Origin of the sequence: Serpentinimonas maccroryi (assembly GCF_000828915.1) — a bacterium.
Classification (GTDB): Bacteria; Pseudomonadota; Gammaproteobacteria; order Burkholderiales; family Burkholderiaceae_C; genus Serpentinimonas; species Serpentinimonas maccroryi.
Map to the genome: position 1 here is coordinate 1608983 of NZ_AP014569.1, position 25928 is coordinate 1634910.

General features: G+C 66.2%; 25 protein-coding genes. 7 read left to right on the forward strand and 18 right to left on the reverse strand.

Annotation, left to right across the window (positions count from 1 at the left end):
* Window positions 1-14: 14 nt before the first annotated feature.
* Window positions 15-653 carry a trimeric intracellular cation channel family protein gene (locus SMCB_RS07380; protein ID WP_045535969.1) on the reverse strand — a complete coding sequence of 213 codons (639 nt, stop codon included), beginning with the start codon at window positions 651-653 and terminating at the stop codon, window positions 15-17.
* A gap of 70 nt (window positions 654-723) precedes the next feature.
* Here SMCB_RS07380 and SMCB_RS07385 point away from each other — a divergent pair, with 70 nt between their 5' ends.
* Window positions 724-1341, forward strand: a complete 618-nt coding sequence (locus SMCB_RS07385; protein ID WP_045535970.1) for a ParA family protein — start codon at window positions 724-726, stop codon at window positions 1339-1341.
* Window positions 1342-1360: 19 nt separating this feature from the next.
* On the opposite strand, the gene SMCB_RS07390 is transcribed toward SMCB_RS07385, so the two are convergent.
* From SMCB_RS07390 to SMCB_RS07420, 7 genes are all read right to left on the reverse strand, one after another.
* Entirely contained in the window at window positions 1361-1870 is a 510-nt protein-coding gene (locus SMCB_RS07390) for a tRNA (cytidine(34)-2'-O)-methyltransferase (RefSeq protein ID WP_045535971.1), read from the reverse strand.
* 22 nt (window positions 1871-1892) lie between these two features.
* Window positions 1893-4550: a DEAD/DEAH box helicase gene (locus SMCB_RS07395; RefSeq protein ID WP_052468450.1), complete on the reverse strand. Its 2658-nt coding sequence runs from the start codon at window positions 4548-4550 to the stop codon at window positions 1893-1895.
* Window position 4551: 1 nt separating this feature from the next.
* Window positions 4552-6360, reverse strand: a complete 1809-nt coding sequence (locus tag SMCB_RS07400) for a site-specific DNA-methyltransferase (protein ID WP_045535972.1) — start codon at window positions 6358-6360, stop codon at window positions 4552-4554.
* 356 nt (window positions 6361-6716) lie between these two features.
* The gene (locus SMCB_RS07405; RefSeq protein ID WP_045535973.1) at window positions 6717-7472 is read right to left on the reverse strand and encodes a ComF family protein; all 756 of its coding nucleotides are present in this window, start codon (window positions 7470-7472) and stop codon (window positions 6717-6719) included.
* A gap of 34 nt (window positions 7473-7506) precedes the next feature.
* Complete coding sequence (gene ilvC / locus SMCB_RS07410) at window positions 7507-8523, reverse strand: ketol-acid reductoisomerase (RefSeq protein ID WP_045535974.1); 1017 nt, start codon at window positions 8521-8523, stop codon at window positions 7507-7509.
* A 64-nt stretch (window positions 8524-8587) separates the two neighbouring features.
* Window positions 8588-9079: an acetolactate synthase small subunit gene (gene ilvN / locus SMCB_RS07415; protein ID WP_045535975.1), complete on the reverse strand. Its 492-nt coding sequence runs from the start codon at window positions 9077-9079 to the stop codon at window positions 8588-8590.
* A gap of 23 nt (window positions 9080-9102) precedes the next feature.
* Window positions 9103-10881, reverse strand: coding sequence for an acetolactate synthase 3 catalytic subunit (locus SMCB_RS07420; RefSeq protein WP_045535976.1), 1779 nt, complete (start codon window positions 10879-10881; stop codon window positions 9103-9105).
* Window positions 10882-11159: 278 nt separating this feature from the next.
* Here SMCB_RS07420 and SMCB_RS07425 point away from each other — a divergent pair, with 278 nt between their 5' ends.
* From SMCB_RS07425 to SMCB_RS07435, 3 genes are read left to right on the forward strand one after another with little or no spacing between them, the layout of a single operon-like run.
* Entirely contained in the window at window positions 11160-11711 is a 552-nt protein-coding gene (locus tag SMCB_RS07425; protein WP_045537827.1) for an RDD family protein, read from the forward strand.
* Window positions 11712-11728: 17 nt separating this feature from the next.
* A complete protein-coding gene (locus SMCB_RS07430; protein ID WP_045535977.1) occupies window positions 11729-12136 on the forward strand; it encodes a diacylglycerol kinase in 408 nt (135 codons plus the stop codon).
* 56 nt (window positions 12137-12192) lie between these two features.
* Complete coding sequence (locus SMCB_RS07435) at window positions 12193-12819, forward strand: LOG family protein (RefSeq protein WP_045535978.1); 627 nt, start codon at window positions 12193-12195, stop codon at window positions 12817-12819.
* A gap of 72 nt (window positions 12820-12891) precedes the next feature.
* Here SMCB_RS07435 and SMCB_RS07440 read toward each other — a convergent pair whose 3' ends face one another.
* The 4 genes from SMCB_RS07440 to ppa form a co-directional block, all read right to left on the reverse strand.
* Complete coding sequence (locus SMCB_RS07440; protein ID WP_045535979.1) at window positions 12892-13131, reverse strand: hypothetical protein; 240 nt, start codon at window positions 13129-13131, stop codon at window positions 12892-12894.
* Between the two features lie 251 nt (window positions 13132-13382).
* Entirely contained in the window at window positions 13383-13721 is a 339-nt protein-coding gene (locus SMCB_RS07445) for a P-II family nitrogen regulator (RefSeq protein WP_045535980.1), read from the reverse strand.
* A gap of 166 nt (window positions 13722-13887) precedes the next feature.
* Window positions 13888-15783 (reverse strand): NAD+ synthase, encoded by a 1896-nt coding sequence (locus SMCB_RS07450; RefSeq protein WP_052468574.1) that lies wholly within the window; start codon window positions 15781-15783, stop codon window positions 13888-13890.
* Between the two features lie 93 nt (window positions 15784-15876).
* Window positions 15877-16416 (reverse strand): inorganic diphosphatase, encoded by a 540-nt coding sequence (gene ppa, locus SMCB_RS07460; RefSeq protein ID WP_045535983.1) that lies wholly within the window; start codon window positions 16414-16416, stop codon window positions 15877-15879.
* A gap of 130 nt (window positions 16417-16546) precedes the next feature.
* Between ppa and moaA the strand changes: the two genes are divergently transcribed.
* Both moaA and SMCB_RS07470 read left to right on the forward strand, forming a co-directional pair.
* A complete protein-coding gene (gene moaA / locus SMCB_RS07465) occupies window positions 16547-17698 on the forward strand; it encodes a GTP 3',8-cyclase MoaA (protein ID WP_045535985.1) in 1152 nt (383 codons plus the stop codon).
* A gap of 32 nt (window positions 17699-17730) precedes the next feature.
* Window positions 17731-18882, forward strand: a complete 1152-nt coding sequence (locus SMCB_RS07470; RefSeq protein WP_045535987.1) for an iron-containing alcohol dehydrogenase — start codon at window positions 17731-17733, stop codon at window positions 18880-18882.
* Between the two features lie 16 nt (window positions 18883-18898).
* Here SMCB_RS07470 and SMCB_RS07475 read toward each other — a convergent pair whose 3' ends face one another.
* The 6 genes from SMCB_RS07475 to SMCB_RS07500 all read right to left on the reverse strand — a co-directional run bounded on the left by SMCB_RS07475 (window position 18899) and on the right by SMCB_RS07500 (window position 25076).
* Window positions 18899-19969 carry a phospholipase gene (locus SMCB_RS07475; RefSeq protein WP_045537829.1) on the reverse strand — a complete coding sequence of 357 codons (1071 nt, stop codon included), beginning with the start codon at window positions 19967-19969 and terminating at the stop codon, window positions 18899-18901.
* 11 nt (window positions 19970-19980) lie between these two features.
* Window positions 19981-20793: an HDOD domain-containing protein gene (locus SMCB_RS07480; protein WP_045535989.1), complete on the reverse strand. Its 813-nt coding sequence runs from the start codon at window positions 20791-20793 to the stop codon at window positions 19981-19983.
* Window positions 20794-20810: 17 nt separating this feature from the next.
* Window positions 20811-21638 (reverse strand): HDOD domain-containing protein, encoded by an 828-nt coding sequence (locus SMCB_RS07485; protein ID WP_045535991.1) that lies wholly within the window; start codon window positions 21636-21638, stop codon window positions 20811-20813.
* An 87-nt stretch (window positions 21639-21725) separates the two neighbouring features.
* A complete protein-coding gene (locus tag SMCB_RS07490) occupies window positions 21726-22742 on the reverse strand; it encodes an NADP-dependent oxidoreductase (protein WP_045535992.1) in 1017 nt (338 codons plus the stop codon).
* A 127-nt stretch (window positions 22743-22869) separates the two neighbouring features.
* On the reverse strand, window positions 22870-23661 hold the full coding sequence (locus tag SMCB_RS07495) for an SDR family oxidoreductase (RefSeq protein WP_045535994.1): 792 nt from the start codon (window positions 23659-23661) through the stop codon (window positions 22870-22872).
* 47 nt (window positions 23662-23708) lie between these two features.
* Window positions 23709-25076, reverse strand: coding sequence for a hemolysin family protein (locus SMCB_RS07500; RefSeq protein ID WP_045535996.1), 1368 nt, complete (start codon window positions 25074-25076; stop codon window positions 23709-23711).
* An 11-nt stretch (window positions 25077-25087) separates the two neighbouring features.
* Here SMCB_RS07500 and SMCB_RS07505 point away from each other — a divergent pair, with 11 nt between their 5' ends.
* Window positions 25088-25927, forward strand: a complete 840-nt coding sequence (locus SMCB_RS07505) for a symmetrical bis(5'-nucleosyl)-tetraphosphatase (RefSeq protein WP_045535998.1) — start codon at window positions 25088-25090, stop codon at window positions 25925-25927.
* Window position 25928 lies beyond the last annotated feature (1 nt).

Genomic DNA, 25928 nt, shown 5'->3' on the forward strand with positions numbered 1-25928 from the left:
ATGCAGCGGCGCCTTCAGATTTTCCAAGGCGGCACCACCCAATTGCGCCACAGCGCCAGCGCGCGCAGGCCAAAAGTGACCACCACGCACAGCAGCATCGCCTGCTCGGACGAACCGCTCCAGTGCCACCAACCCACATAGACCCAGCCACCCACGAAGGCACAGATCGCATAGGGTTTGTGGTCGTTGAAGGCGCTGGGGATTTCGTTGCACACCACGTCGCGCAGCACGCCGCCAAACACGCCCGTGACCACCCCCATGAGCACAGCCACCAGCTCGGGCATGCCCACGGCCAGCGCTTTGCTCACGCCGATGGCGGCAAACAAGCCCAGCCCCAGCGCGTCGGGCCACTGCATGGCGCGCTCGGTGGGCGCAAAATGGCGCTGGCGCATGAACAGCACCGCCAGCAGGCACAGAATCAGCAACACCCAGAGCCAATGCTGGTGCTCGACCCAAAAGAACGGGCGCTGATCGAGCAGCAAATCGCGCAACGTGCCGCCGCCAAAAGCGGTCAGAAAGGCCACCGTGAACACCCCGACCAGATCGAGCCGCTTGTGCGCCGCCGCCAGCAAGCCCGACAAGGCCCCGGCCAGCACGGCCCCAGACTCGATCACGACGCTCAAATGTTGAAACCAGTGCAGCAGCTCTTGCATGGGGAGTGTGGGTGGGAGGGTGTGGTGCTGGTGGTAGAGTCGGCCAACCGCATACGTTTGGAGCAGCCGCATGACCGTGATCGTCGTCGCCAACCCCAAGGGCGGAGTGGGCAAATCCACTCTGTCCACCCAAGTGGCGGGCTATCTGGCTCGGCGCGGACACACGGTGCTGCTGGGCGACTCGGACCGGCAGCAGTCGGCCAGCCGCTGGCTCGCCTTGCGGCCCAAGCAGGCGCGGCCTATTGTGACATGGGACGCCAGCCACAACGACAACCTGAAACCGCCACCCGGCACCACCCACGTGGTGCTCGACACCCCCGCCGGCCTGCACGGGCGCGACCTGAAAGAGGTGCTCAAGCGCGCCGACAAGCTGCTGATTCCGCTGCAACCGAGCGTGTTCGACATCATGGCGACGCAAGACTTCGTGGCCGAGCTGCAAGAGCGCCGGCGCAGCGTGGGCTTGCCGATCGGGGTGGTGGGGATGCGGGTCGATGCGCGCACGCTCTCGGCCGAAAAGCTGCGCGCCTTCGTGCAAGGGCTCGAGCTGCCGGTGCTCACCTATCTGCGCGACACGCAAAACTACATCAACCTCGCCGGCCAAGGGCTGACGCTGTTCGACGTGGCACCCGGGCGGGTGCAGCGCGACCTCGAACAGTGGCTGCCGATCTGTCACTGGCTGGAGCAATAAGCGCCCCAGCCGTTGGCTTTCAGCCGGGCGCGGGGATTGGACCGGGTACAGCGGCAGCCGGCTCGCCGCCAGCAAAACCCTGCTGGCGCCAGGCCTCAAAGGCCACCACCGCCACCGCGTTGGACAAATTCAGGCTGCGCTGGCCCGGCCGCATCGGCAGGCGCAGGCGCTGCTCCGGCGCGATTTGCGCCAGCAGTTCGGGCGGCAAACCGGCCGTCTCGCAACCAAACACGAAGCAATCGCCGGGCGCGTAACGCGGCTCGAAGGCCGAGCGCTGCGCCAGGCTGCTGAACGCAAACAGCCGCTGCGGGTCGGGTTGCTGCTGCGCCAGAAACGCGGCCCAGTCGGCATAGCGGCGCACGGCGGCGTACTCGTGATAATCCAGCCCGGCGCGGCGCAGGTGCTTGTCGTCCATGGCAAAACCCAGCGGCTCGATCAGGTGCAGGGCGCAGCCGGTGTTGGCGCTCAGGCGGATGGCGTTGCCGGTGTTGGGCGGGATTTCGGGGTGAACCAGGACGAGGTTGAACATGGGGTGGATAAGTTGCTGCTGGCTAGGGTTGCAGCAGGCCTGTGGCACCGGTTGCAGCTAAGTATTCGGGTAGTTCGATTTTCCAATGGGGCAGCAGCACCAAATCACACACCACGCTCGGCTGCCCCGCAAGCTCCAGCTCCAACTCGCCCACCCGTTCGCCCTGGTCCACGCCAAAGGCCGAGGTCATGAGTTGCAACACGGCCTTTTTGTACTCGGTGTCGTCGTTGCCCGCTAGGTGCTGGCCCTTCACTTCCAAGACCACCACGCGGCTGGCGTGGGCTTCGTGCTGAACCGAAAAAATGAAATCGGGGTAAACCTTCTCGCGCCGCCAGCCTTGCATTGCATAGTGGCTGCGGGCCACGTTGCGGTGCCACCATTGCAGGGCCTGATTCGCATCGAGGTACACCGCAACCTCGCGCTCGTCCGGACTCGAAAAATCGCCCTTGTAGATGGGAGAGAACAGACTCTTGGCCAGCGGACCCCCGCTGGCCCCAGGCAACTGATCGGCACCCACGGGCTCATAGGTCTCGGCTTGGAGCGGCATGCGCCAGTTCTTGCCGTCCGTCCGCAGCCGGAACTGAATGCGCCCGGCGCGCACCTCGGCACGAAACAGGGCTTCGGCCATGGCGTCGCGCTGGGTTTCCAGCCACTGGCGCAGCGCTTCAATCACCAGACCGGCAATCTCGCCCAGTTTGGCATCAGTGAAACCACGCAGGCGCAAACCATCCAGCACTTGGCCAATCATGGCGCGGCCCCACCAGGGGTTGGGCACGATGTCGCAAACCATGCGCACGGCGTAGGGGATGTCTAGACGCAGCACTTCTTGGCTGTCCTCACCGGCCTCATCGACAATGCGCTCGCTCCCCTGATCGACCAAGCGAATCCGGCGCATTTGCCGGTCCGCGCCTGCGGCGTTCAAAGGAATGCGCTGCACGAACGGCGTGACATCCAAGTCAGACCAGTCCAGCGCGTACAGGATGTCCTCTTCATAGTCCAGGGGGCGGACTGTGCCGTCGAGCACGCGCAACACCAAGGGCAGGAAGATCTCCCGCTGGGCAAACACAGGGCGCCGCTGTATGGGGCGCGGCTCGCGCCCGCCGCTGCCGTCAGGGGTCTTGATCTCCTTCACCAGATCGGCCATGCCCTCCTCTTCCAGGCCCTTTTTGATGGCGTCCAGCACCTCGGCGGTGTTGGCGTGGTGGGTGATGACGTAGCACTCATCCAAGGCGGGCACGCCCGTCTTTTCTGCATGGGGTTGCCGCAGAATGCGCCCCACCAGCTGCGTCATGGCCGCTAGGTTGGCACTGGCGGCCAGTGCGCACAGCACGTAGGCAAAGGGGCAGTCCCAGCCCTCTTGCAAGGCCTGCTTGGTGATGATCACGCGCACCCGGTTGAGCGGGCTCATCAGGTCGGTGTTCTCGGGGTCGGCCAGATCGTTGGTGTCGGCCGTCTTGATGGCGATTTCCGCCTCGTCCATCGCGCCCACCGTGGTCAGCCACTGCTTCACGTCCAGCGCGTGCACGCGGGTGCCGTCGCGTTGGTCCTGCCCGGTGCGCTCTACCTGCACCAGCAGGATGGGGCGGATGTAGCGCCCACTGTCGGCTTGAAACCGCCGTGCCGTGGTATCCAGTAGGTTCAGGCGCTCCAATCCGGCGGCCAAGGTGTTGCGCCAGTCGGTTCCGGCGCGCGGGTCGAGGTTCATGGGCATCTTGATCATGCCCTCGCGGTCCAGATCGATGCCGCTGACTTCCACCAGCACGTTGGCGTGCCGTGCCGGGTTGGGGTTGCGCCCGTTGGTCGCGGCCACGTCTTTGGGCGTGGCGGTCAGTTCCAGCACAAAGCACGGGTTGAAGCCGTACAGGGTTTTGTAGGCCAGAGGGGACACGGCCTTGTGGCCCTCGTCCATGATGACCACCGGGCGGATGAGCCGCAAGGCGTTGCCCAACGAATCCTTGACTTGGGGCCACGAGTAGGCCGCGCCTGCCAGGTCGTAGATATCTAGGTTGGGCGTGCGCCTTAAGGCTTCGGCGTGTGCCTCTTGGTCGCCCTCGGGAGGGAAGAAACCCACCACGTCGCCACGGTCGCGGAACATGCGCAGCGAATTTTTATTTTCGCGGCTACCCGACTGCAACATCAACAGCATCACGCACAGGTGCTGCGCCACATCGCGGGCGTCTAAATGGTCGTCTTTTTCCAGAATGCGCACGGCATTACCCGAAAGCACGTCCAGCATTTGCCGCAACGGGTGCTGCCGGTTGACGAGTTGGCGCTTGGTCTGGGTGTAGATGGCCTCGTTGGGCACGATCCACAGCACAAAGCCTCGGCTCTGCCCCAGGTAGGTGCCAAAAATCTTGGACAGCGCGGCCACGCCCAAAAAGGTCTTGCCGCCCCCGGTGGGTACTTTGAACACCACATTGGGCACAGGCCGGCCGACACCGTCCAATCGCTCAGAAAACGGGATGCCTTGCCGGGATGGAGGCAAGCACTTGGCTGCGGCCATGGCTGCCCATGCCTCCTTGGGGAAATCGGGCACAGGCCGTATCAGGTCGGGGTCGTCTTCGCCCACATTGGCAGCAGCGATCTTGTCGGCCCGCTGCTTCTGAGCCGACAGCGCGGTCAAATACGCATCGAGTGCAGCGAGCACGCGGCCCTGGTAGTCCAGATCGCGCAAGGCCATGTCAGCCCCTCTCGGCGCGGTAGAGCGCCCACGGCAGCGGGGCAAACTCCACGGCTAGGCCGGCCGCGACCAGCAACCTTTGCGACACAAACTTGGCCGGGGCAAACACCAGTTGCTTTTTGCCGGGCTTGGCGGCCACAAAATCCTGCGCCTTGGCCATGGTCAGAGCGGCCTCGCGCGACTGCAAAAACTGCAGCTCCGGCTTGTAAATCAGCCAGACGTGGTACTGGGCGGACTCGCCAAGGTAGCCAATACCCGCGGCCTGATCCAGCGCTAAGGCAGCGGGTTGCATGGCCTCGTTGGTGGCCATGTGGTACAGCAAGGCCCCCAACTGGTCGAACGATGGCAGGTGTTCGCCGGTCAGCATCCGGTCCATGTCCACCGCTGCACCCAGGGTGCAGTAGGTGAACTCGCCGCCCAGGCCCTCCATGCGCTCGGTGATCTGCTTGACGCCCTCGACCAGCAGCACGCCGTCCTTGACCTTCTTATCCAGCCTATCGTATTGCGAGCCTTCTAGGTTTTCGATCGCCGCGATGTCGTGCAGCAGTCGGTCGGCGTTCCTCAAGTCGGTGAAGGTCAGGGACCTTTGCATCAACTCGACTCGGTGGTTCCCCTGGTAGGCGTAGCCCTGGCTGACGCGACGTATGCGCTCGGCAGTTAATGAGTCGGCATAGGCTTCACACTCAACCAAAATGAACTTACGATGACCTCCGTCTTTTTTATTAGCCGATAGAACAGCATGTCCCGTTGTGCCTGATCCAGCGAAAGAATCTAATACCAATGCATTTTTTTTGGGGACAAGAGATAGTATCTTCTCTATCAATGGCAACGGTTTAGGATTATCAAATACTGATGATCCGAAAATTCGCTTAACCTCATCACCGCCATCGTCCGATGAGCCTACCTCTGTGTAATTCCAGACATCCACAGGAACCATCGAGTTTGCTTCATCTAAAAAAAGTTTTAGTCGTGGATAAGTTGCGTTCCCATCAACTCCCCACCACAACAATCCTTCGGCAACATGTCGCTGATGTTCGTCAAAACCATACTTCCAAGCATGTGTTGGATGATAAACATCTAGTCCGGTATGAGGATTTTTTATCCCGTAGCAGAGATTCTGACGCTGTTCACGCGTCGCTGGATTTACATAAGATGAAGTCATCCACGCCCCACGGGGATCGCCATCTGGATTACTGTATCCTGCGTCTGCGGCTTCACTTCTAGGTTCTTTTATGACATTCAACAAAGATGATTTTCGATATACCAAGAGATTATCTTTAAGCGAGTAAAACATTTTTGCATTATTGCTTCGGGTGTAGCGCTTAATCCAGGCGACGTTTGCAATAAAGTTTTGCTCCCCAAAAATACTATCCAGCATCGAGCGCGCGCGGTGCACCTCGTTGTCGTCCAGCGTGATCCAGATGCTGCCGGCCTCGCCCAGCAACTCATGCAGCAGCCGCAGACGCGGCCACATCATGGCGCACCACTTGTCGTGGCGCAGCCCGTCCTCGATGCCGATGGGGTTGGAGCGCAGCCACTCCTGCATCATGGGGCTGTTGACGTTGTCGTTGTAGCACCAGCCTTCGTTGCCGGTGTTGTAGGGCGGGTCGATGAACACGCAATCCACCTTGCCGGCATACATGGGCAGCAGCGCCTTCAAAGCGTGCAGGTTGTCGCCGTGAATCACGAGGTTGCCGTCTAGGCGCGGCGTGCCGATGGATTTGGCTGCGTCGGGCACCAAAGGCCGGTGCGGCACCGCCAGATGGTGGTTGAAGACAAACTCCTTGCCCTTGAAGTTGAGTTCGGACATGCGGCTCCCTGAAAAATATGCCAACAATAGTACAAGCCGAAGGGGTAGCGCTTGCCGGCAAGCTCATTTTATGTGAGCAAGGCGTGGGCGCACCGGCTTATTCCAACGCGCGGGGCTGGAGCGCTGGGGGCGGTTGGCCGATTTTTGGCCGCGCAGCGGACGGCATGAGGCCGACTGCCCCCAGCGCCCCAGCCCTTACCCCCACGGCGGTTCACCATGACCGGAGCATGATTTTCAGGCACATGGCACGGCTCGGCCTTGTACGCAACGCACCCTGATTCCATGCGTCCCTGATTCCATGCGTTTTTGGCTTAACCGAGTGCCATGACGGTCAGCCCCCGCCTATGCTTGCGCACTTAATCGAGGCGGTTGAGCTCGGCTGCGGCCTGGATTTCGTCGCCCCCTTGCAGCGGCGCCGGGGTGCGGGCAAACACCAAGGCGCTGACCCGGGCGGCGCCGGCGTCGAGCAGGTGCCGGGCGGCGGCTTGCAGCGTGGCCCCGGTGGTGAGCACGTCATCGACCAGCACCCAGTGCCCGCCCTTGAGCGCGCTGCGCTGGCGCGGGTTGACGGCAAAGGCCTGCTGCGCATGGGCCAAGCGCGCGGCGCGGCCCAGTTCGTGCTGCACCTGCCGGGTCTCGCGGTGCAGCAAGGCCGTGGGCAGCGCGGGCAGGCCGCTTGCGCGCTGCAGCTCGCGCACCAACTCCCACGCTTGGTTGTAGCCGCGTTCGGCTTGCCGGGCCGGGCTGAGCGGGATGGGCAGCAGGCCGTCGGCTTGCGTGAGCAGATCGTGTGCCAGCGGGTTTTGCAGCATCAGCTGCGCCAGCGCATGGGCCCAAGCGGGCTGGGCGCGAAACTTGAACTGCGCCACCACATCGACCCACGGCCATTCGTAGCTCACGCGCGCCACGCACTGCGCCAGCGGGCCCGGGCCGGCTTCGGTGCAGCGGCTGCACAGCGCCAGCCCCGGTGCCAGCGCCAAGGCGCATTGCGGGCAGCGCGGCAGCAAGCGCGCGTACTGGCCGCAGCAGTCGGGGCAGACGGCTTCGCGGCCCCACGTGCGGCAGACGGCGCACAGGGTGGGTAGGGGCAGCCGGTGCAACAAGCGCAGCATGGTCGGCTGGCCCCAAGCCCGAAGCCACTAGACTTTAGTTGCGGCTCTGGTCCACCAGCTTGTTTTTGGCGATCCAGGGCATCATGGCGCGCAGTTGCCCGCCCACGACCTCGATCGGGTGTGCCGCCGTGTTGCGCCGCCGCGCCGTCATGCTCGGGTAGTTCAGGCTGCCTTCTTGGATGAACATCTTGGCGTAGTCGCCGTTTTGGATGCGCTTCAAGGCATTGCGCATGGCCGCGCGCGACTGCTCGTTGATGACTTCGGGGCCGGTGACATATTCACCGAACTCGGCGTTGTTGCTGATCGAGTAGTTCATGTTGGCGATGCCGCCTTCGTACATCAGATCGACAATCAGCTTGAGCTCGTGCAGGCACTCGAAGTAGGCCATCTCGGGGGCGTAGCCGGCTTCGGTCAGGGTTTCGAAGCCCATTTTCACCAGCTCGACCGCGCCGCCGCAGAGCACGGCTTGCTCGCCAAAGAGGTCGGTCTCGGTCTCTTCTTTGAAGCTGGTTTCGATGATGCCGGCCTTGCCGCCGCCGTTGGCCATGGCGTAGGAGAGCGCCAGATCGCGCGCTTTGCCGGATGGGTCTTGGTGCACCGCCACCAGGTGCGGCACGCCGCCGCCTTGGGTGTAGGTGTTGCGCACGGTGTGGCCGGGGGCTTTGGGGGCGACCATCCAGACGTCGAGGTCGGCGCGCGGGTTCACTTGGTTATAGTGGACGTTGAAGCCGTGGGCAAAAGCCAGCGAAGCGCCTTTTTTGATGTGGGGCTCGATCTGGTTTTTATAGACGGCGCCGATCTGCTCGTCGGGCAGCAGCACCATCACCACGTCGGCGGCGGCCACGGCCGCGTTCACTTCTTGCACTTGCAAGCCGGCCTTGCCGACCTTGTCCCACGAGGCACCGCCCTTGCGCAGGCCCACCACCACTTTAACGCCGCTGTCGTTGAGGTTTTGCGCGTGCGCGTGGCCTTGGCTGCCGTAGCCGATGATGGCCACGGTCTTGCCCTTGATCAGGCTGAGGTCACAGTCTTTGTCGTAGAAAACTTTCATGCTCGAGGCTCCAAATGAAAAGGGGGTTGATGATACGGGGTGATACAGGGTTGGAGCGGGCTGTTCAGACCCGCAAAATGCGTTCGCCGCGGCCGATGCCGCTGGGGCCGGTGCGCACGGTCTCGAGGATCGCGCTGCGCTCGAGCGCCTGCAAGAAGGCGTCGTTCTTGCCTTGGTCACCGGTGAGCTCGATGGTGTAGCTCTTGTCGGTGACATCGATGATGCGGCCGCGGAAGATGTCGGCCATGCGCTTCATCTCCTCGCGCTCCTTGCCCACCGCGCGCACCTTGACCAGCATCAGTTCGCGCTCGGTGTAGGCGCCTTCGGTCAGGTCCACCACCTTGACCACTTCGATCAGGCGGTTGAGGTGTTTGGTGATCTGCTCGATCACTTCGTCGGAACCGGCGGTCTGGATCGTCATGCGCGACAGCGATGCGTCTTCGGTCGGGGCCACGGTGAGCGACTCGATGTTGTAGCCGCGCGCCGAAAACAGCCCCACCACCCGCGACAGCGCGCCGGCTTCGTTTTCCAGTAGAACGGAAATGATGTGTTTCATGCTCTGCACTCCAGTTCCGGGCTTCAAAGGTCTTCGCTGCCGAGCAGCATTTCGGTGATGCCCTTGCCGGCCTTGACCATCGGGAACACGTTTTCAGTCGGGTCGGTGCGAAAGTCCATGAACACCGTGCGGTCCTTGAGCGCGCGCGCCTCGCGCAGCGCCGGCTCCACGTCTTGCGGGCGCTCGATCAGCATGCCGACGTGGCCGTAGGCCTCGGCCAGCTTGACGAAGTTGGGCAGCGCGTCCATGTAGCTGTGGCTGTAGCGGCCCGAGTATTCGATCTCTTGCCACTGGCGCACCATGCCCAGGTAGCGGTTGTTGAGCGACAAAATTTTGATCGGCGTTTCGTACTGCAAGCAGGTGGACAGCTCTTGGATGCACATCTGCACCGAGCCTTCACCGGTGACGCAAAACACCTCGCTCTCGGGCCGCGCCAGCTTGATGCCCATGGCGTAGGGGATGCCCACGCCCATGGTGCCCAGGCCGCCGGAGTTGATCCAGCGCCGCGGGCGGTCAAACTTGTAGTACTGCGCCGCCCACATCTGGTGCTGCCCGACGTCGGAGGTGACGTAGGCGTCGGCGTCGCGGGTCAGGTTCCAGAGGGTTTCGATCACGCGCTGCGGCTTGATCACGTCCGGGTTGCTGTCGTCGTACTTCAGGCAGTCGCGGCTGCGCCAGCCCTCGATGGTCTGCCACCAGTCGGCCAGCGCGCGGCCGTCGGGGCGCAGCGGGCTTTCTTGCAGCATGGCGATGAGCTCGGTCAGCACCTCGCGCACGTCGCCCACGATCGGCACATCGACCTTGACGCGCTTGGAGATGCTCGAGGGGTCGATGTCGATGTGGATGATCTTGCGCTCGTTTTGCGCAAAGTGCTTGGGGTTGCCGATCACCCGGTCGTCAAAGCGCGCGCCCACCGCCAGCAGCACGTCGCAGTTTTGCATGGTGTTGTTGGCCTCGAGCGTGCCGTGCATGCCGAGCATGCCCAAAAAGCGCCGGTCGGTGGCCGGAAACGCCCCCAGCCCCATCAGGGTGTTGGTGACCGGGAAGCCCAGCAGATCGCACATGGTGCGCAGCTCGGGCACGGCGTTGCTCAGCAGCACGCCGCCACCGGTGTAGATGTAGGGCCGCTTGGCCGTCAGCAGCAGCTGCAGCGCCTTGCGGATCTGGCCGCCGTGGCCCTTGCGCACCGGGTTGTAGGAGCGCATCGTGACCGATTCTGGGTAGCCGTTCCAAGCGGTTTTCTTGAACGACACGTCTTTGGGGATATCGACCACCACCGGGCCCGGGCGGCCGCTGCGGGCGATGTGGAAGGCTTTTTTGAGCGTGAGCGCCAGATCGCGCACGTCTTTGACCAAAAAATTGTGCTTGACGATCGGGCGCGTGATGCCCACGGTGTCGCACTCTTGGAAGGCGTCGAGCCCGATCGCCGCCGTGGGCACCTGACCGGTGATGATCACCATCGGGATGCTGTCCATGTAGGCGGTGGCGATGCCGGTGACGGCATTGGTCACGCCCGGCCCCGAGGTGACCAGCGCCACGCCCACGTCGCCGGTGGCGCGGGCGTAGCCGTCGGCGGCGTGCACCGCAGCCTGCTCGTGGCGCACCAGCACGTGCTGGATGGTGTCTTGTTTGTAGAGCGCGTCGTAGATGTAGAGCACCGCGCCGCCAGGGTAGCCCCAGAGGTAGCGCACGTTTTCGGCCTGCAGGGCGCGCACGAGGATTTCGCCCCCCATGAGCTCTTCAGGCGTGCTGGGGTGGCCCGCGCTGGATGCGGGGGCGGATGCGGATGTTTTGATTTCCATGATGATGAACCTTTCGGGTATTTCTCTGACGAAAAACCTTGGGTGCCTCTGAGCCAGCCCTTGTGGAGCCGCTGCGAGACTTGAGGCCAAAGCCATGGCGGCTTGACGCCGCGCAACCTTGACCCGTTTGCCGGATTGAATTGGGTTAAGCGTTCATTATGGCACGATCTTTGGGCTTTGTTGCCCTGCAACACCGGCACTGCGCGCTGGGTGCGACAATGCGCGCCAAAACGCTGCCCACGCTGACCACGCCACCCTGCCACCTGCCTGCCTTGCCCATGAGCAAAAACCGCCCTGCCGCCTCTGCCGCGCCCGCACAGCCTGCCACCCCCCTTGCTGCGCCCGCTACTCCTTCGCTGCGCCGGCGCATGGCCTGCTGGCTGTACGAGGGCACGCTGATGTTTGGCGTGATCTTCATTGCCGCGCTGGCCTTTGGCGTGCTCACCGACAGCCGCGAGCCGATGCAAAACCGCCACGAGTTGCAAGGCTTTTTGTTCGTGGTGGCGGGCTTGTACTTCGCTTGGTTTTGGCACAAGGGGCAGACGCTGGCCATGAAAACTTGGCACATCCGCGTCGTTGACCACGCTGGGCGACCGCTGCGGCTGGCGCACGCGCTGTGGCGCTACGTGCTGAGCTGGATTTGGTTTGCGCCCCCGATGCTGCTGGGCTCCTTGTTGCAGCTGCATGCGTCATGGATTTTGTGGATGATGTTGCTTTGGGTGCCGCTGTACGCGCTGCTGGCGCGGCTGCACCCGCAGCGCCAGTTTTGGCACGACGCCTGGGCGGGCACGCAACTGATCCACGCCCCACCCCCCGCCGACACGCCCTAAGCCCCTGCCCTACCCCCATGCCCGACCCCACCCTGCCGCACCTCGACCCCGTCACGCAACAAAAACGCCGCGGCATCCTGCGGCTCTGGAACGCAATGGGCTACTCGCTCATGGGCTTGCGCGCCGCCTGGGACGAATCGGCCTTTCGCCAAGAATCGCTGGCGGCGCTGGTCATGGTGCCAGCGGCCTTCTGGGTCGGTCAAAACTGGTTCGAGGTTGGGCTGCTGGTGGGCACGGTGCTGCTGGTGATGATCGTCGAGCTGCTCAATACCGGCATCGAGACCGCCATCGACCGCATCGGGCCGCAATGGCACCACCTGTCCAAACGCGCCAAAGACATGGGCAGCGCCGCCGTGCTGCTCAGCCTGCTGCTGTGTGGCGGCGTGTGGCTGGGGGCGCTGCACGCGCGCTTCATTGCCGGCTAAAAAGCCACAACCCAGCGGGCACCGCCGTGGCGCCCAGCCATGCCAGAATAACGGCCATGAACAGCCCACACCCCTCCCCGGCCACCCCAGCCGCGCCGCTGGCGCCCACGTTTAGCCTCTGCGTGTTTTGCGGCTCGCGCAGCGGCACCGACCCGCTGCACGCCCAAGCCGCGCAAGCCGTGGGGCAGTGGATCGGCCGCCACCGCGGCCAGCTGGTGTATGGCGGCGGCAGCAACGGCCTCATGGGTCTACTGGCCGACGCCGCCCTTGAGGCCGGCGCCCAAGTGGTGGGCGTGATCCCGCAAAGCCTCGAAATCAAAGAGCACGCCAAGCGCGACTGCACCGAACTGCACGTCGTGCCCTCGATGCACCGGCGCAAGCAGCTCATGGCCGAACGCGCCGACGCTTTTTTGATCATGCCCGGCGGCATCGGCACGCTCGAAGAATGGTTCGAAGTCTGGAGCTGGCGCCAGCTCGGCTACCACGACAAGCCCATCGGGGTGCTCAACGTCGGCGGCTACTACGACGCGCTCTTGGGCGCGCTGGGCCAGTCGGCCCAAGCCGGTTTTATGGATAACTGGCAGCTCGACCTGATCCAGATCTCCTCCAGCATCGACACCCTGCTGCCCGCGCTGGTGCAAAACGCCGGCTTCGCCCCGCCCGATCGGCTCGAGCAGATCTGAGGGGCTAAAACCCCCAGCATCCAGCCAGCGAGCGCAAGCTTGCCGCAGCCTGACCGCAAAAACCTTCAAAGCTCAAGACGCAGCAACGCGCTGGCAGTCGATGCTCGGGCCAGCGCCTAGGTGGATGCGCAGACTTTCAGCACCCAGCTGCACCTCTAGGCCCGGCTGCGCGAATACGCCCGCCGAGCCGCCCGGCGGCGGGTGCAGTTCGTGGTTGCGCCCGGCGCGCACCAGCACCGCCACCCCTTGCAACGGAAAGTAGCGCCACTCGACGCGCAGCCCGTCGGCGCAAGCGAAGTGCGCGCGCTGCATGGGCGTAGGGGGTATGGGCGCAGCCTCGCTGGGAATGTGGGCTGCGGGGGGATGTGTGGGCGCGAGCGTGGGTGCGGGTGCGGGTGCGGGTGCGACTGCAGGCACAGCCACCGGCGCCCCGGTATGCGGACGCTCGCATGCAGCCAAGGCCAGCGCCAGCATTGCCAGCAATGAAAATGCAGCAAGACGCAGCACCCCGAGCGGCCCCAAGCCCTGTGGGCGCTGGCGCGGCTGGTGCAGCTGCTGCAAGCTCAAATCGCGGTTTCGTCCTGCTCGCCGGTGCGGATGCGCACCACGCGCTCGACCGGGCTGACAAAGATTTTGCCATCGCCGATTTTGCCGGTGCGGGCGGCGCGGATGATGGCATCGACGCAGCGCTCCACGTCTTCGGACTTGAGCACCACGTCGATGCGCACCTTGGGCAGGAAATCGACCACGTACTCGGCGCCGCGGTAGAGCTCGGTGTGGCCCTTTTGGCGCCCAAAGCCTTTGACCTCGGTCACCGTCAAGCCGGTCACGCCCTGCTCGGCCAGGGCCTCGCGCACTTCTTCGAGCTTGAAGGGTTTGATGACAGCGGTGATTTGTTTCATGGTGGGCTACAAAAATCGGTTGCAAAGGGCTCTGGCTACAACTTTGCATTGTAGTGCCGCAGTGCGCGGCTTGGCGTGATCGGCGTGCACACAACCCTTGTCCCACTGCCCCAGCAGACCAAGGGCCTAGCGACAGCGCACAACGGCGAACGGCGCTCGGCGGCGTTCAGCCGCGGTAGCGATTGGTGTTGGGGTAGCGCCAGTCTTTGCCAAAGCTGCGCGGCGTCACACGCGTACCCAGCGGGCCTTGGCGGCGCTTGTATTCGCTCAGGCGCAGCAGCCGCAGCACCTGCTCCACCGCTGCAGCGGGCAGGCCAGCAGCGACGATCTGGGCCGCGCTCTGCTCTTGCTCGACGTAGCGCTCGACGATGGCGTCGAGCACTTCATAGGGCGGCAGGCTGTCTTGGTCGGTTTGGTTCGGGCGCAGCTCGGCGCTCGGGGGCCGGGTGATGATGCGCTCGGGGATCGGGTTGGCGCCGCGGCCGAAGGGGTCGTGGGCGTTGCGCCAGCGCGCCAGCTCGAACACCCGGGTTTTGGGCACGTCTTTGAGCACGGCAAAACCGCCGGCCATGTCGCCGTAGAGGGTGCAGTAGCCGGTGGCGAGCTCGCTCTTGTTGCCGGTGGTGAGCACGATGGCGCCGAACTTGTTGGACAGCGCCATGAGCAACATGCCGCGGATGCGCGCCTGCAGGTTTTCTTCGGTGAGGTCGGGGGCACGGCCCTCGAACAGGGGCTCGAGCGTGTGCAGCAGCGCCTCGAACACCGGCTGGATCGACAGTTCCTCGTGGCGCACGCCCAGGCGCGCGGCCATATCGCGCGCGTCGATGAGCGAAATGTCGGCGCTGTAGGGCGAGGGCAGCATGAGCGTGCGCACGCGCGCAGCCCCCAAGGCATCGACCGCCAGCGCCAACACCAGCGCCGAATCGATGCCGCCCGAGAGGCCCAACAGCGCCCCCGGAAAGCCGTTTTTGTCCACGTAGTCGCGCAAGCCCAGCACCAGCGCCTGCCAGAGCTCGGCCAGCGGCTCGGGCACGGGGGCCACCGGGCCGCTTAGGCGCCACGGCTGGGGCAGCGCAGCGTTGGCGGCGATAGCTTGGGATGGGGATGGGGATGGGGATGGGGCGCTGACGCTGGGTGTGGGTGTGGGCGCAGCGTCGCTTGCCCACAGGTCGATGCGCAACAGCTCGGGCACGAAACTGGCGGCGCGCGCGGCCAAGCGGCCGTCGTACCCAAGGGCGAAGCTGCGGCCCTCAAACACCACCTCGTCTTGCGCCCCCACCAGGTGCGCATAGACCAGCGGCAAGCCGGTCTCGGCCACGCGCTGGCGCATCACCTGCTCGCGCTGCGCGCCCTTGCCCCAGTGAAAGGGCGAGGCATTGAGCACCAGCAGCAGCTCGGCGCCAGCGGCCTGGGACTGCGCGGCAGGTTCGGGATACCAAGCGTCTTCGCAGATCAGCAGCCCCAAGCGCAGCCGCTGCCCGGCGCTGCCAGCCAGATCGAACACGCCCACGCCCTGGCCCGGCACGAAGGTGCGCTGCTCGTCGAACACCTGGTAGTTGGGCAGCTCGCGTTTGGCGTAGCGCAGCAGCACGCGCCCGTGCGCCAGCACCGAGGCGGCGTTGAGGCAGCGTGTGCGGCCGTGGCCGCTGGCAGGGGGTGGGTCGATGTGGTTGGCCGTCGGGCTGTCGGTAGGGCCATTTGCTGGACCGGCCCATTTGCCTGCCTCAACGCCTGCCTCAACGCCAGCACCGGCACCCACTGCAGACGCCAGCGCCGCCGGGTGCCCCACCACCAGGTGCAGCCCCGGCCAACTGGCGCTCAGGCGCGCCAGCTCCTGCAGCGCGGCCTCGCAGTCGGCCACGAAGGCCGGCCGCAGCAGCAGGTCTTCGGCGGGGTAGCCGCACAGCGCCAGCTCGGGGGTGAGCAGCAGCTGCGCACCTTGGGCGTGCGCCGCCTGCGCCGCCGCCGCGATCTGGCGCACGTTGCCCGCCAAGTCGCCGACGACGACGTTGAGCTGCGCCACACAGAGCGTCAGCGTGGCCGCGCCCGGGTGGCTCGGCAGATCGGTAGCCAAAGCGATAGGCAGATCGGTGGGCAAGGCAGCGGCCACGGCAGTATTCAGTGTGCGGCCTCAGCCTCTCAGCCGATCAGCTGATCAGCCCTGCCGCTCTTTTTCGTAGGCGGCGATGCCGTCGCGGATTTCTTGGTGCGCGGCCTCGATCCCGTCCCAGCCCAGCACCTTGACCCACTTGCCGGGGTCGAGGTCTTTGTAGTGCTCAAAAAAGTGCTCGATCTGCTTGAGGCTGATCGGGTTCAGATCCGACAGGCTCTGCCACTGAGAGTACAGGGGCAGGATTTTTTCGGTCGGCACCGCCAGCACCTTGCCATCGACGCCGCCTTCGTCCTCCATCTTGAGGATACCCAGCGCGCGGCACGGCACCACCACCCCGGGCGGCAGCGGCACCGGGGTGATGACCAGCACATCGACTGGGTCGCCGTCGCCCGAGATGGTCTTGGGCACGTAACCGTAGTTGGTCGGGTAGTGCATGGCGGTGTTCATGAAGCGATCGACAAAAATGCAGCCCGAGGCTTTGTCGACCTCGTATTTGATCGGGTCGCCGTTCATCGAGATTTCGATGATGACGTTGAACACTGCGGGGGCCTTGTTGCCGGGGGTAACGTGGTCGAGTGACATGGATGTACAGCCTGTGGTTGAAGATGGGCCAAGAATTGAAACCGATTTTACCTGCGCCAAACTGACTGGAACTGGCTGAATGCACCGCGGCGCCCACCTGCTGCCGCCAGTTGGTATAAGCTTACGAAATATGGCAGAGCGCATCATCCCCTTGGTCAACGCCTTCAACCCCGGCCTTGCAGTGCCGACGGGGCCGGCGAGCGGGCGCTGCACGCCACCCAGTGGCGTATTGCTCGACGCCTTGGGGCGGCCGCTGCGCGACTTGCGCATCAGCGTCACCGACCGCTGCAACTTTCGCTGCAGCTACTGCATGCCGCGCGAAACCTTCGACCGCCACCACGCTTTTTTGCCGCACGCCGATCTGCTCAGCTTCGAGGAGATCACGCGGTTGGCGCGGCTCTTTGTGGCGCACGGGGTGCGCAAGCTGCGCCTGACCGGCGGCGAGCCGCTGCTGCGCAAAAACGTCGAAACCCTGATCGAGCAACTGGCGCAACTGCGCACCCCCGAGGGCCTGCCGCTCGACCTCACCCTGACCACCAACGCCAGCTTGCTGCAGCGCAAGGCACGCAGCCTTAAAGCCGCCGGGCTGAGCCGCATCACCATCAGCCTCGATGCGCTCGACGACGCGGTGTTCAGGCGCATGAACGACGCCGATTTTCCGGTCGCCGAGGTGCTGGCCGGGATCGATGCCGCCGAGGCCGTCGGGCTGGGGCCGATCAAGATCAACACCGTGGTCAAGCGCGGCACCAACGAGCACCAGATTTTGCCGCTGGTGCGCCACTTCCGCGGCCGCCCGTTGGCCTTGCGCTTCATCGAATACATGGACGTGGGCTGCAGCAACGGCTGGCAGATGGACGAGGTGCTGCCCAGCGCGGAGGCGCGCCAGCTGATCGAGGCCGAGCTGCCGCTGCTGGCGCTGCCGGCCAGCGCCGCCGGCGAGACCGCCGAACGCTGGGGCCATGCCGGGCCCGATGGGCGCCACGACCCGGCGCTGGGCGAGGTGGGCTTCATCAGCAGCGTCACCCAAGCCTTCTGCCGCGACTGCAACCGCGCCCGCCTCTCGACCGAGGGCAAGGTCTATCTGTGCCTGTTTGCCAACCAAGGTTACGACCTGCGCGCCCTGCTGCGCACCGGCGCCAGCGACGCCGATCTGGCCCACGCCATCGCCGCGATCTGGCAGCCGCGGCGCGAGCGCTACTCGGAGCTGCGTGCCAGCCTGCCCGCAGCCGCGCGCGCGCCCGAGGCCGGCAAGCGCATCGAAATGAGCTACATCGGCGGCTGACGGGCCCCCACACCACCCGGGAGACCACCCCCATGGCCCAGATTTTTTACCTGACCCAGATCCAGATCGAGCTCGGTGCCCTGCGCCTGCTGGCCAGCGAGTGTGATCGCGTGGGCATCCAGCGGCCGCTGATCGTCACCGACGCCGGGGTGCGCGCCGCCGGGCTGCTGGAGCGCGCCGTGGTGGCCTTGGGCCAAGGCGGCGCTGCCCTGCCGCACGCGGTGTTCGACGCCACCCCCAGCAACCCGACCGAGGCCGCCGTGCGCGCCGCCGCGGCGGTGTATGGACAGGAGCGCTGCGACGGCCTGATCGCGCTCGGCGGCGGCAGCGCCATCGACTGCGCCAAGGGCGTGGCGATCGCGCTCGCGCACCCGGGGCCGCTCAAGGCTTACGCCACCATCGAGGGCGGCTCGGCCAAAATCAGCGCCCAGCTGCCACCCCTGATCGCCGTGCCCACCACCGCCGGCACCGGCAGCGAAGTGGCCCGTGGCGCCATCCTGATCGTCGATGACGGGCGCAAGCTCGGCTTTCACAGCTGGCACCTGCTGCCCAAGGCGGCCATCCTCGACCCCGAACTCACGCTCGGCCTGCCGCCGCTGCTCACCGCCGCCACCGGCATGGACGCGATCGCGCACTGCATGGAAACCTTCATGGCCAGCGCCTTCAACCCACCGGCCGACGGCATCGCGCTCGACGGGCTGGCGCGCGGCTGGGCGCACATCGAGCGCGCCACCCGCGACGGTCTCGACCGCCAAGCGCGGCTGCAGATGATGAGCGCCAGCATGCAGGGCGCGCTGGCGTTTCAAAAGGGGCTGGGCTGCGTGCATTCGCTCAGCCACAGCCTGGGCGGCGTGTTGCCGCGGCTGCACCACGGCACCCTGAATGCGGTGTTTCTGCCCGCCGTGCTGGCTTTCAACGCCAGCGCCGAAGCGGTGCAGCAAGAGCGTCGGTTGGAGCGCATGGCGCAGGCCATGGGTTTGGGCACCGACCCGCAGGCCGTCGGGCCGGCAATCCGCGCCCTCAATGCACGCTTGGGCCTGCCCAGCGGACTGGCGGCGCTCGGCGTGGGCCCGGAGGTGTTCGAACGCGTGATCGCAGGCGCCCTGGCCGACCACTGCCACCAAAGCAATCCGCGCTTGGCCAGCCCCGACGACTACCGCGCCCTGCTCGAGGCATCGATGTAAAACCGCAGCCTAGGCGCTACAGCGGCTGCACCACAGACGGATCGGGCCGCTGCAGCCAGGCGGCGAATTCGTCGGCCAGCTGCTGGCTCGCCGCCGCCGCTGCGCTCCAAGCGCGCATGCGCGCCGCCAGGTCGCTGCCGTAGCGCTCGAAATCGCTGCGATCGGGCAGCTTGCCATCGGGCAGCGTGCGCAGCCAATCTGGGTCCGGCGCCAGCACCAGGGTGCGGTCCAGAAACGCCGTGCTGCGGTGGCGCCACTTGAGCGCCTTGTCGAGCCAACCGGGCACCAGTTGGCGCTGAAAATGCGGGCACAGCACCAGGCCGGACGCACGCTGCCAGTCCAGGTGCAGGTGGTAGTCGGTGATGCCGCCGTCCCAATAGGCGCCCGGGGGCGCGCCGGCGATGTCGGGCACCGCCTGCATGGCAAACGGCACCGAGCAACTGGCTTGCAGCGCGGGCAGCCAGTTGCACTCGTCGAGCCAAACCTGCCGCGTGCGCAGGTCGGTGCGACCAAAGGGCAAGGCCGCCCCCGGGGTCGAAAATACCACCCGCTCCAGCCAAGCGCCCAACGCCGGGCGGTGCAGCGCGTTGCTCAGCCAAGCGCCCAGATAGCCCGCCGGGGTGCGCCAGCGCCCCTCGCGACGCAGCAGGTGGCGGCCGCGGGCCGTGAGCACATGCAGCCGGTAGCGTGGGTGCGCCAGCACCTGCTGCGCACGGCCGGCGTAGAACAGCTGCAAGTTGTGTGCAAAACGCTCGCTCACGTGCGCCGCCGTGGGCCGCTTGCGCCCCGCTGGCAGCTCGAACTGCTGGCGGATGTAGCCGTGCTCGAAGCGCTCGAAGGCGGCCGCACAATCGTCCAAACAGGCCGTCGCCATGCGCCAGGCCCCGATCGAGGCGCCCACCAGGTCGATGGGCTGCGTGCTCTGCGCCAGCCAATGGCCAAAGATGAAGCGGTCCAGCGGCCCCAAAATCAGCCCCTTGGGGCCGCCGGCGGCCCCAGCGACGATGCCCACGTCGCGCGCCTGCAAACCTTGGGCGTGCAGATGACGCAGCGCCGCCGGGCCGGCGTAGAGGCGCAAGGCCTGCAAACCGGCCGCCATCAGAGCGCCGGCAAGCGGTCCAGCCCGGCCACGTCGGGCGCCACCAGCAGGTCCGGGTCCAGCCCCAGCGCCTCGCCCACGTCGTCCGGGTAGTGGTCGATCAGCTCGTTGGCGCGGTTGCCCGCCAGCAGCAGGCGCGCGCGCCAGCTGGCCAGGTGCACCACCGCCGCCAGCGGCTCCTGTTCGGCTGGCGCCAACGGCTCGGTGTGCTGCGCGATGGCCGTCACCAGCAAGCGCGGCAGGCGCCAGTGCTGAGCCAAGGCGGCACCGGCTTCGGCGTAGCTGTAGCCCAGCGCCAGCCGCTCGACTGCGGCGCGCTCGAGCGCAAACGCGTCCAAGCGCCGGTTCAGGCTGGCCATGGCCTCGGGCATGCCCATGTGCAGCACCAACTCGCCCACGCCGTGCAACAGCGCCGCCGTGAAGGCCAGGTTGGCATCGAGCCGGCGCGGGGTGCACAGGAGCCGGGCCACGGTGGCGGCGGCAAAGCTGAAATGCCAGAATTTGTCGAGGTGGATGCCGCTCACGGCGTGAAAGCTGGCATTCAGGGCCGCAGCGATGACCAGCGCACGCACCTTGTTGAGCCCCAGCACCGCAATCGCCTCGCGCACCGTGCCGACCGGGTTTAGCAGGGCAAAAAAGGAGGAATTGGCCTGCCGCAACAGGCGCGCCGTGAGCACCGGATCGTGCTCGATGTCGCGCGCCAGAGCGTCGAAATCGACCTCGTCGAACTCGAAGGTCTGGATCAGCTTGGCCGCCAGCTCGGGCACCACCGGCAGGCTTTGGGGTTGGCGCAGCAGTTCATCGAGTCGCATCGGGTGCTCAAGCCTCATCAGCCCAAAAAGGCCGACAGTTCGCCAGCCGAAGTCCATTCGCTCGGGTCTTTGTCGAGCACCATGTCGAGGTCGAGCCCGAGCAGAATCGCCACCACTTCGGGGAAGGTGGCGGCCAGGCCCTCGCGGTCGAGGTTGATCTCTTGCGCGCGCGCGCGCCATGCCGCCATGTGCACGATGCCGGCCAGCGGTTCGTACACATCGCCCTCAAAGGGCAGCAACTGGTGCTGCAGCGCACGCACGATCAAATCGGGAAAATCCCACTTGGCGGCGAAGGCGGCGCTCACGTCGGCGTAGGTGTAGCCCAACACGGCGCGCTCGGCCTCGGCGCGTTTCATGTCGAAGGGCGAGACGCTCCAGTCGATGCGCGCGATGACCTCGGGCAGGCCGATGTGCAGCACCAGATCGCCCACCGCGTGCACCAAGCCGGCGGTGAAGGCCGCGCCCTCGTTTAGTCGCATGCTGCGCGCTAGGGTGCGGCAGATTTTGGCGCTGTTTAGGCTGTAGCGCCAGAACTGCTCGAGGTTGACGCCGGGCACGGCCTTGAAACTGTGCCCCAGCGCCACCGCCTGCACCGTGGTGCGCAATTGGGTGAAGCCCAGGATGTTGACAGCCTCTTGCACGCTCAAAATTTCGCGCGACAGGCCAAAAAAAGCCGAATTCGCCAGCTTGAGCAGCCGGGCGGTGAGGGCCGGGTCGGTGCCGATCGCCTCGCTGATGCGGCGCGCATCGGGCTCCTCTTTGTTGAGCTCGGCCGACACCTCGGAGACCACTCGCGGGATGCTGGGCAGTGCCTTGGCTTGCGCCAGAAGTTCGTCGAGTTGCATGGGGGCGCTGGGTAGGGGGATCTAGACTGGGCAGTATAGTGGAGCCAGTGCGCCAGGCCCCACGGCCTTGCCCTGCCCTGCCCTTCATCAAATCAGCCGCACCAACTGCTTGCCAAAGTTGTGGCCCTTGAGCAGGCCCAGAAAGGCCGCCGGGGCCGACTCGATGCCTTGGGCGATCGTCTCGCGCGGCCGGAAACGCCCGCTGCCCACCAGTTGCCCAAGTTCGGCCAGTGCCGGCGGCCAGTCTTGCATCTGTTCGCTGACGATGAAGCCCTGCACGCGCAGGCGATTGACCAAGATCAGCGCCGGGTTCAGCAGCGGCAGCGGCTGGCCTTCGTAGCCTGCGATCATGCCGCAGATGGCAAAGCGGGCAAAGGCGTTGCTGCGCAGCAGCGCAGCGTCGAGCACGGCCCCACCCACGTTCTCGAAATGCCCGTCGATGCCCTGCGGGCAGGCGGCCTTGAGCGCCTGCGCCAGCGCGAGGTAATCGGGGTAGCGGCGGTGGTCGATGCAGTCGTCAAAGCCGAGTTCCTCGCGCACGTAGGCGCATTTGTCCGGGCCGCCCGCAATGCCCACCACGCGACAGCCGCGCGCCTTGGCCAGCACCCCCACCGCGCTGCCCACGGCGCCGCTGGCCGCGCTCACGGTCACCGTCTGCCCCGGCTGAGGGTCGATGATGCGCACCAGCCCGTACCAAGCCGTTACGCCCGGCATACCCACCGCGCCCAGGTAGTGGCTCAGGGGCACGTGGGTGGGATCGACCTTGTGCAGGGCGCCGACCTGGTTGGCATCGACCACGCCGATCTGTTGCCAGCCGCCCATGCCGACCACCCAGTCGCCGGGGGTGTAGCGCGGGTGGCGGCTCTCGATCACCTCGCCCACCGTGCCGCCGATCATCACCTCGTTGAGCGGCTGCGGCGCGGCGTAGCTCTTGCCCTCGTTCATGCGCCCGCGCATGTAGGGGTCGAGGCTCAGGTAATGGTGCCGCACCCGCACCTGACCCTCTTGCAAGGGTTCGAGGGCGACGGTTTCGAGCCTGAAATGCTCCAAGCCGGCTTGGCCTTGCGGGCGCGCAGCGAGCACGATGCGGGTGTTGGTGGTCATGGCAATGTTCCTTGTGATGGTTGCGTGTGAGCGTGTCAGCCTCTTAGTGGCGCCCGGCCGCCCGAAGCCACTGAAGCGCCCCCTTGGGGGGGCAGCGAGCGCAGCGAGCGTGGGGGCCAGTTTCACTTCAGCCCCCGACGACGGCGCTCACGCCGCCATCGACCGCCAGCCACTGGCCCGTGATGTGCTTGCCCGCGGCCGACGCCAGCAGCACGGTCAGGCCCTTGAGGTCTTCGTCGTCGCCCAAGCGGCCCAGCGGCGCGTGCCCGGCCAGCCGCTCCTCGCCCAGCGCCTCCAGCGTGCCGCGCGTCATGCGGCTGGGGAAGAAGCCCGGGCAAATGGCGTTGACGCGGATGCCATGCGGGCCCCACTCGGCCGCCAGCGCGCGGGTGAAGTTGAGCACCGCGCCCTTCGAGGTGTTGTAGGCGATGGTGTTCATGCCGCGCGGGTTGCCGCCCAGGCCCGCGATCGACGCCAGATTGATGATGCTGCCGCGGCGGCGCGCGATCATGCAGTGCCGGGCCAGGTATTGGCTCAGCAGAAAATAGCCGCGCACATTGAGGTTCATCACCTTGTCCCAGGCCTCGACCGGGTGCTCCTCGGCCGGTGCGCCCCAGGCGGCGCCGGCGTTGTTGACCAGCACATCGACCGCGCCCAGGCGCTGCAGCGCCTCGGCGCCAAGCCGCTGCAGATCGGCCTGCTGGGCGCAGTCGGCCACGATCCACTGCGCCTCGACCCCTTGCGCCTGGAGCCGCTGCGCCGCTTCGTCGAGTTCATCGCGCTTGCGCGCCACCAGCAGCACGCGCGCACCGGCCTCGCCTAGGGCTTGGGCCATTTGCAGCCCGAGGCCGCGCGAGCCCCCGGTTACCAGCGCCGTCTGGCCGCTGAGGTCGAACAGTTGTTGCACCGTGCGTGTCATGGGTGGAGTCTCCTGGGTCGTTGATCGAGGCTCCGACCCTAACCCAATCAGGCGCCGGAAGCTGACACCTGCACGACACGGCGCACCCGCACCTCGTCGATGCGGCGCCCATCGAGCCGCTGCACGGTGAATTGCCAGCCGGCCACCTGCACCGCTTCGCCCTCGTTGAGCAGCTCGCCGGCCACGGTCTGCATCAGGCCGCCGACGGTGTTGTAACGCTCTTTGTCCTCGTCGGGCAGCGCGTCGATGTCTAGGCGCACCTTGAGCTCGTGCGCCGGCATGGCGCCATCGACCAGCCACGAGCCGTCCGGCTGCGGCGTGGCCCAAGCCTTGAGCGGCGTCTCGGGCGAGAGCTCGCCGGTGATGGCTTCGAGCAAGTCCAGCGGCGTGAGCACGCCCTGCACCTCGCCATACTCATCGACCACAAAGGCCATGCGGGTGGCGCGCGCACGGAACTGCTCGAGCATTTCCATGCCGCTCAGGGTTTCGGGCACGAACACCGGCGCGCGCGCTTGGCTGGCCCAGTGCGGCGCCGCAGCAGTCGCACCAGCCGCACCCGCCGCAACGGCTTCATCCCCCCCCCCTCCAGCGCCCAAACCCAGCTCGGCGAAGGCCAGCGCCACCAGTTGCGGCAGGTGGATCACGCCCAGCACCTCGTGCAGGCCGCCGCGGCAGACCGGGTACCACGAATGGCCGCCGCGTTGCGCCGCATCGAGCGCTGCGGCCAGCGGCGCGGCCGCGTCGAGCCAGAGCACGTCCGGGCGCGGCACCATGATCGAGGTCAGTGGCCGGTCGTCGAGCAAAAAGACGTTGCGCACCATCTGGTGCTCGTTGACCTCGATGATGCCCGCCCCCACGCCCTCTTGCAGGCTGGCGTCGATCTCGGCCTCGGTGACTTGCTGCACGGCGGCGTTGTCGATGCGCAGCAGCTTGAGCGTGGCCTGGGTGGTGTGAGTGAGCAGCCAGACGAAGGGCTTGGTCGCTTGGGCCACCAGCGTCATCGGGCGCGCGATCCAGCGCGAAACGGTTTCGGGGTAGATTTGGCCGATGCGCTTGGGCACCAGTTCGCCAAAGACGATGGTGATGAAGGTGATGACCAAGACCACCAGCACCGTCGAGGTGACGCTGGCCGTGCCCTCGGACAAGCCCCAGCCGAGCAGGACGGCGGCCAAGTCGTCGCTGTACGCGGCCTCGCCCACGATGCCGTTGAGCATGCCGATCGAGGTGATGCCCACCTGCACCGAGGACAAAAACTGGGTCGGGTTGTCCATCAGGTTGAGCGCGGTCTGGGCGCCGCGGTCGCCGCTTTCGGCCAGCGCCAGCAGGCGCGCCTTGCGGCTCGAGGCCAAGGCCAGCTCCGACATGGCAAAAGCGCCATTGAGCAGAATCAAAAACAGGATCAGCAGGGCGTCCATAATCGCGGTTTATGCCTAATTACTTGATCGGCGACGTACAGGGCTGCGACGCCGCCTTGCAGCGCTTGCTGCACAAAATCGATTTTTCGCCCAGCCGCGACACGCTCTACCTGCTGGGCGATCTGGTCAACCGCGGCCCGGCCTCGCTGGCGGTGCTGCGGCGCCTGCGCGCCCTCGAAGGCGCCGCGCACTGCCTGCTGGGCAACCACGACCTGCACCTGCTGGCGGTGGCGCACGGGGTGCGACGCGCCAGCCGCCATGACAGCTTTGGCGACGTGCTGCAAGCCAGCGACGCGCTCGCCCTGCTGCACTGGCTGCGCCAACGCCCGCTGGCCCTGCAGGTGCAGGGCTGGCTGCTGGTGCACGCCGGCGTGCTGCCGCAGTGGACGGCGGCGCAGACGCTGGCCCTGGCCGCCGAAGTGGCGCAGCAGCTGGCCGGGCCCGAGTTCGGGCATTTTTTGCAGCACATGTACGGCGACCAGCCCGAGCGCTGGAGCGAGGGGCTGCAAGGCACTGAGCGCTGGCGCGTGGTGGTGAACGCGCTCACGCGGCTGCGCTTTTGCCGCGCCGACGGCAGCATGGAGTTCGCCAGCAAAGACAGCTCCGCCGCCGCGCCTGCCGGCTACCTGCCATGGTTCGAGGTGCCGGGCCGCCTGACGGCTGGCACCCCGATCGCTTTTGGTCATTGGTCCACGCTGGGGCCGCTGAAGCGGCCCGATTTGCTGGCGCTCGACACCGGCTGCGTCTGGGGCGGCTGCCTGAGCGCGGCCCGGTTGCCCGCAGCCGCTTCGACGCATACGCCGCAAATCATCAAGGTGCAATGCCCGCAGGAACAAAAGCCGGGGCGCTGAA

Bases quoted from the DNA above. Each gene is read 5' to 3' on its own strand.
- SMCB_RS07385 (WP_045535970.1), top strand. From the start codon at position 724: ATGACCGTGATCGTCGTCGCCAACCCCAAGGGCGGAGTGGGCAAATCC.
- SMCB_RS07435 (WP_045535978.1), top strand. From the start codon at position 12,193: ATGAACAGCCCACACCCCTCCCCGGCCACCCCAGCCGCGCCGCTGGCG.
- SMCB_RS07445 (WP_045535980.1), bottom strand. From the start codon at position 13,721: ATGAAACAAATCACCGCTGTCATCAAACCCTTCAAGCTCGAAGAAGTG.
- SMCB_RS07425 (WP_045537827.1), top strand. From the start codon at position 11,160: ATGAGCAAAAACCGCCCTGCCGCCTCTGCCGCGCCCGCACAGCCTGCC.
- SMCB_RS07500 (WP_045535996.1), bottom strand. From the start codon at position 25,076: ATGGACGCCCTGCTGATCCTGTTTTTGATTCTGCTCAATGGCGCTTTT.
- SMCB_RS07490 (WP_045535992.1), bottom strand. From the start codon at position 22,742: ATGACCACCAACACCCGCATCGTGCTCGCTGCGCGCCCGCAAGGCCAA.
- SMCB_RS07420 (WP_045535976.1), bottom strand. From the start codon at position 10,881: ATGGAAATCAAAACATCCGCATCCGCCCCCGCATCCAGCGCGGGCCAC.
- SMCB_RS07470 (WP_045535987.1), top strand. From the start codon at position 17,731: ATGGCCCAGATTTTTTACCTGACCCAGATCCAGATCGAGCTCGGTGCC.
- SMCB_RS07390 (WP_045535971.1), bottom strand. From the start codon at position 1,870: ATGTTCAACCTCGTCCTGGTTCACCCCGAAATCCCGCCCAACACCGGC.
- SMCB_RS07380 (WP_045535969.1), bottom strand. From the start codon at position 653: ATGCAAGAGCTGCTGCACTGGTTTCAACATTTGAGCGTCGTGATCGAG.
- SMCB_RS07400 (WP_045535972.1), bottom strand. From the start codon at position 6,360: ATGTCCGAACTCAACTTCAAGGGCAAGGAGTTTGTCTTCAACCACCAT.
- moaA (WP_045535985.1), top strand. From the start codon at position 16,547: ATGGCAGAGCGCATCATCCCCTTGGTCAACGCCTTCAACCCCGGCCTT.
- SMCB_RS07495 (WP_045535994.1), bottom strand. From the start codon at position 23,661: ATGACACGCACGGTGCAACAACTGTTCGACCTCAGCGGCCAGACGGCG.
- SMCB_RS07505 (WP_045535998.1), top strand. From the start codon at position 25,088: ATGCCTAATTACTTGATCGGCGACGTACAGGGCTGCGACGCCGCCTTG.
- SMCB_RS07440 (WP_045535979.1), bottom strand. From the start codon at position 13,131: ATGCAGCGCGCGCACTTCGCTTGCGCCGACGGGCTGCGCGTCGAGTGG.
- ilvN (WP_045535975.1), bottom strand. From the start codon at position 9,079: ATGAAACACATCATTTCCGTTCTACTGGAAAACGAAGCCGGCGCGCTG.
- SMCB_RS07485 (WP_045535991.1), bottom strand. From the start codon at position 21,638: ATGCAACTCGACGAACTTCTGGCGCAAGCCAAGGCACTGCCCAGCATC.
- ilvC (WP_045535974.1), bottom strand. From the start codon at position 8,523: ATGAAAGTTTTCTACGACAAAGACTGTGACCTCAGCCTGATCAAGGGC.
- ppa (WP_045535983.1), bottom strand. From the start codon at position 16,416: ATGTCACTCGACCACGTTACCCCCGGCAACAAGGCCCCCGCAGTGTTC.
- SMCB_RS07405 (WP_045535973.1), bottom strand. From the start codon at position 7,472: ATGCTGCGCTTGTTGCACCGGCTGCCCCTACCCACCCTGTGCGCCGTC.
- SMCB_RS07395 (WP_052468450.1), bottom strand. From the start codon at position 4,550: ATGGCCTTGCGCGATCTGGACTACCAGGGCCGCGTGCTCGCTGCACTC.
- SMCB_RS07480 (WP_045535989.1), bottom strand. From the start codon at position 20,793: ATGCGACTCGATGAACTGCTGCGCCAACCCCAAAGCCTGCCGGTGGTG.
- SMCB_RS07430 (WP_045535977.1), top strand. From the start codon at position 11,729: ATGCCCGACCCCACCCTGCCGCACCTCGACCCCGTCACGCAACAAAAA.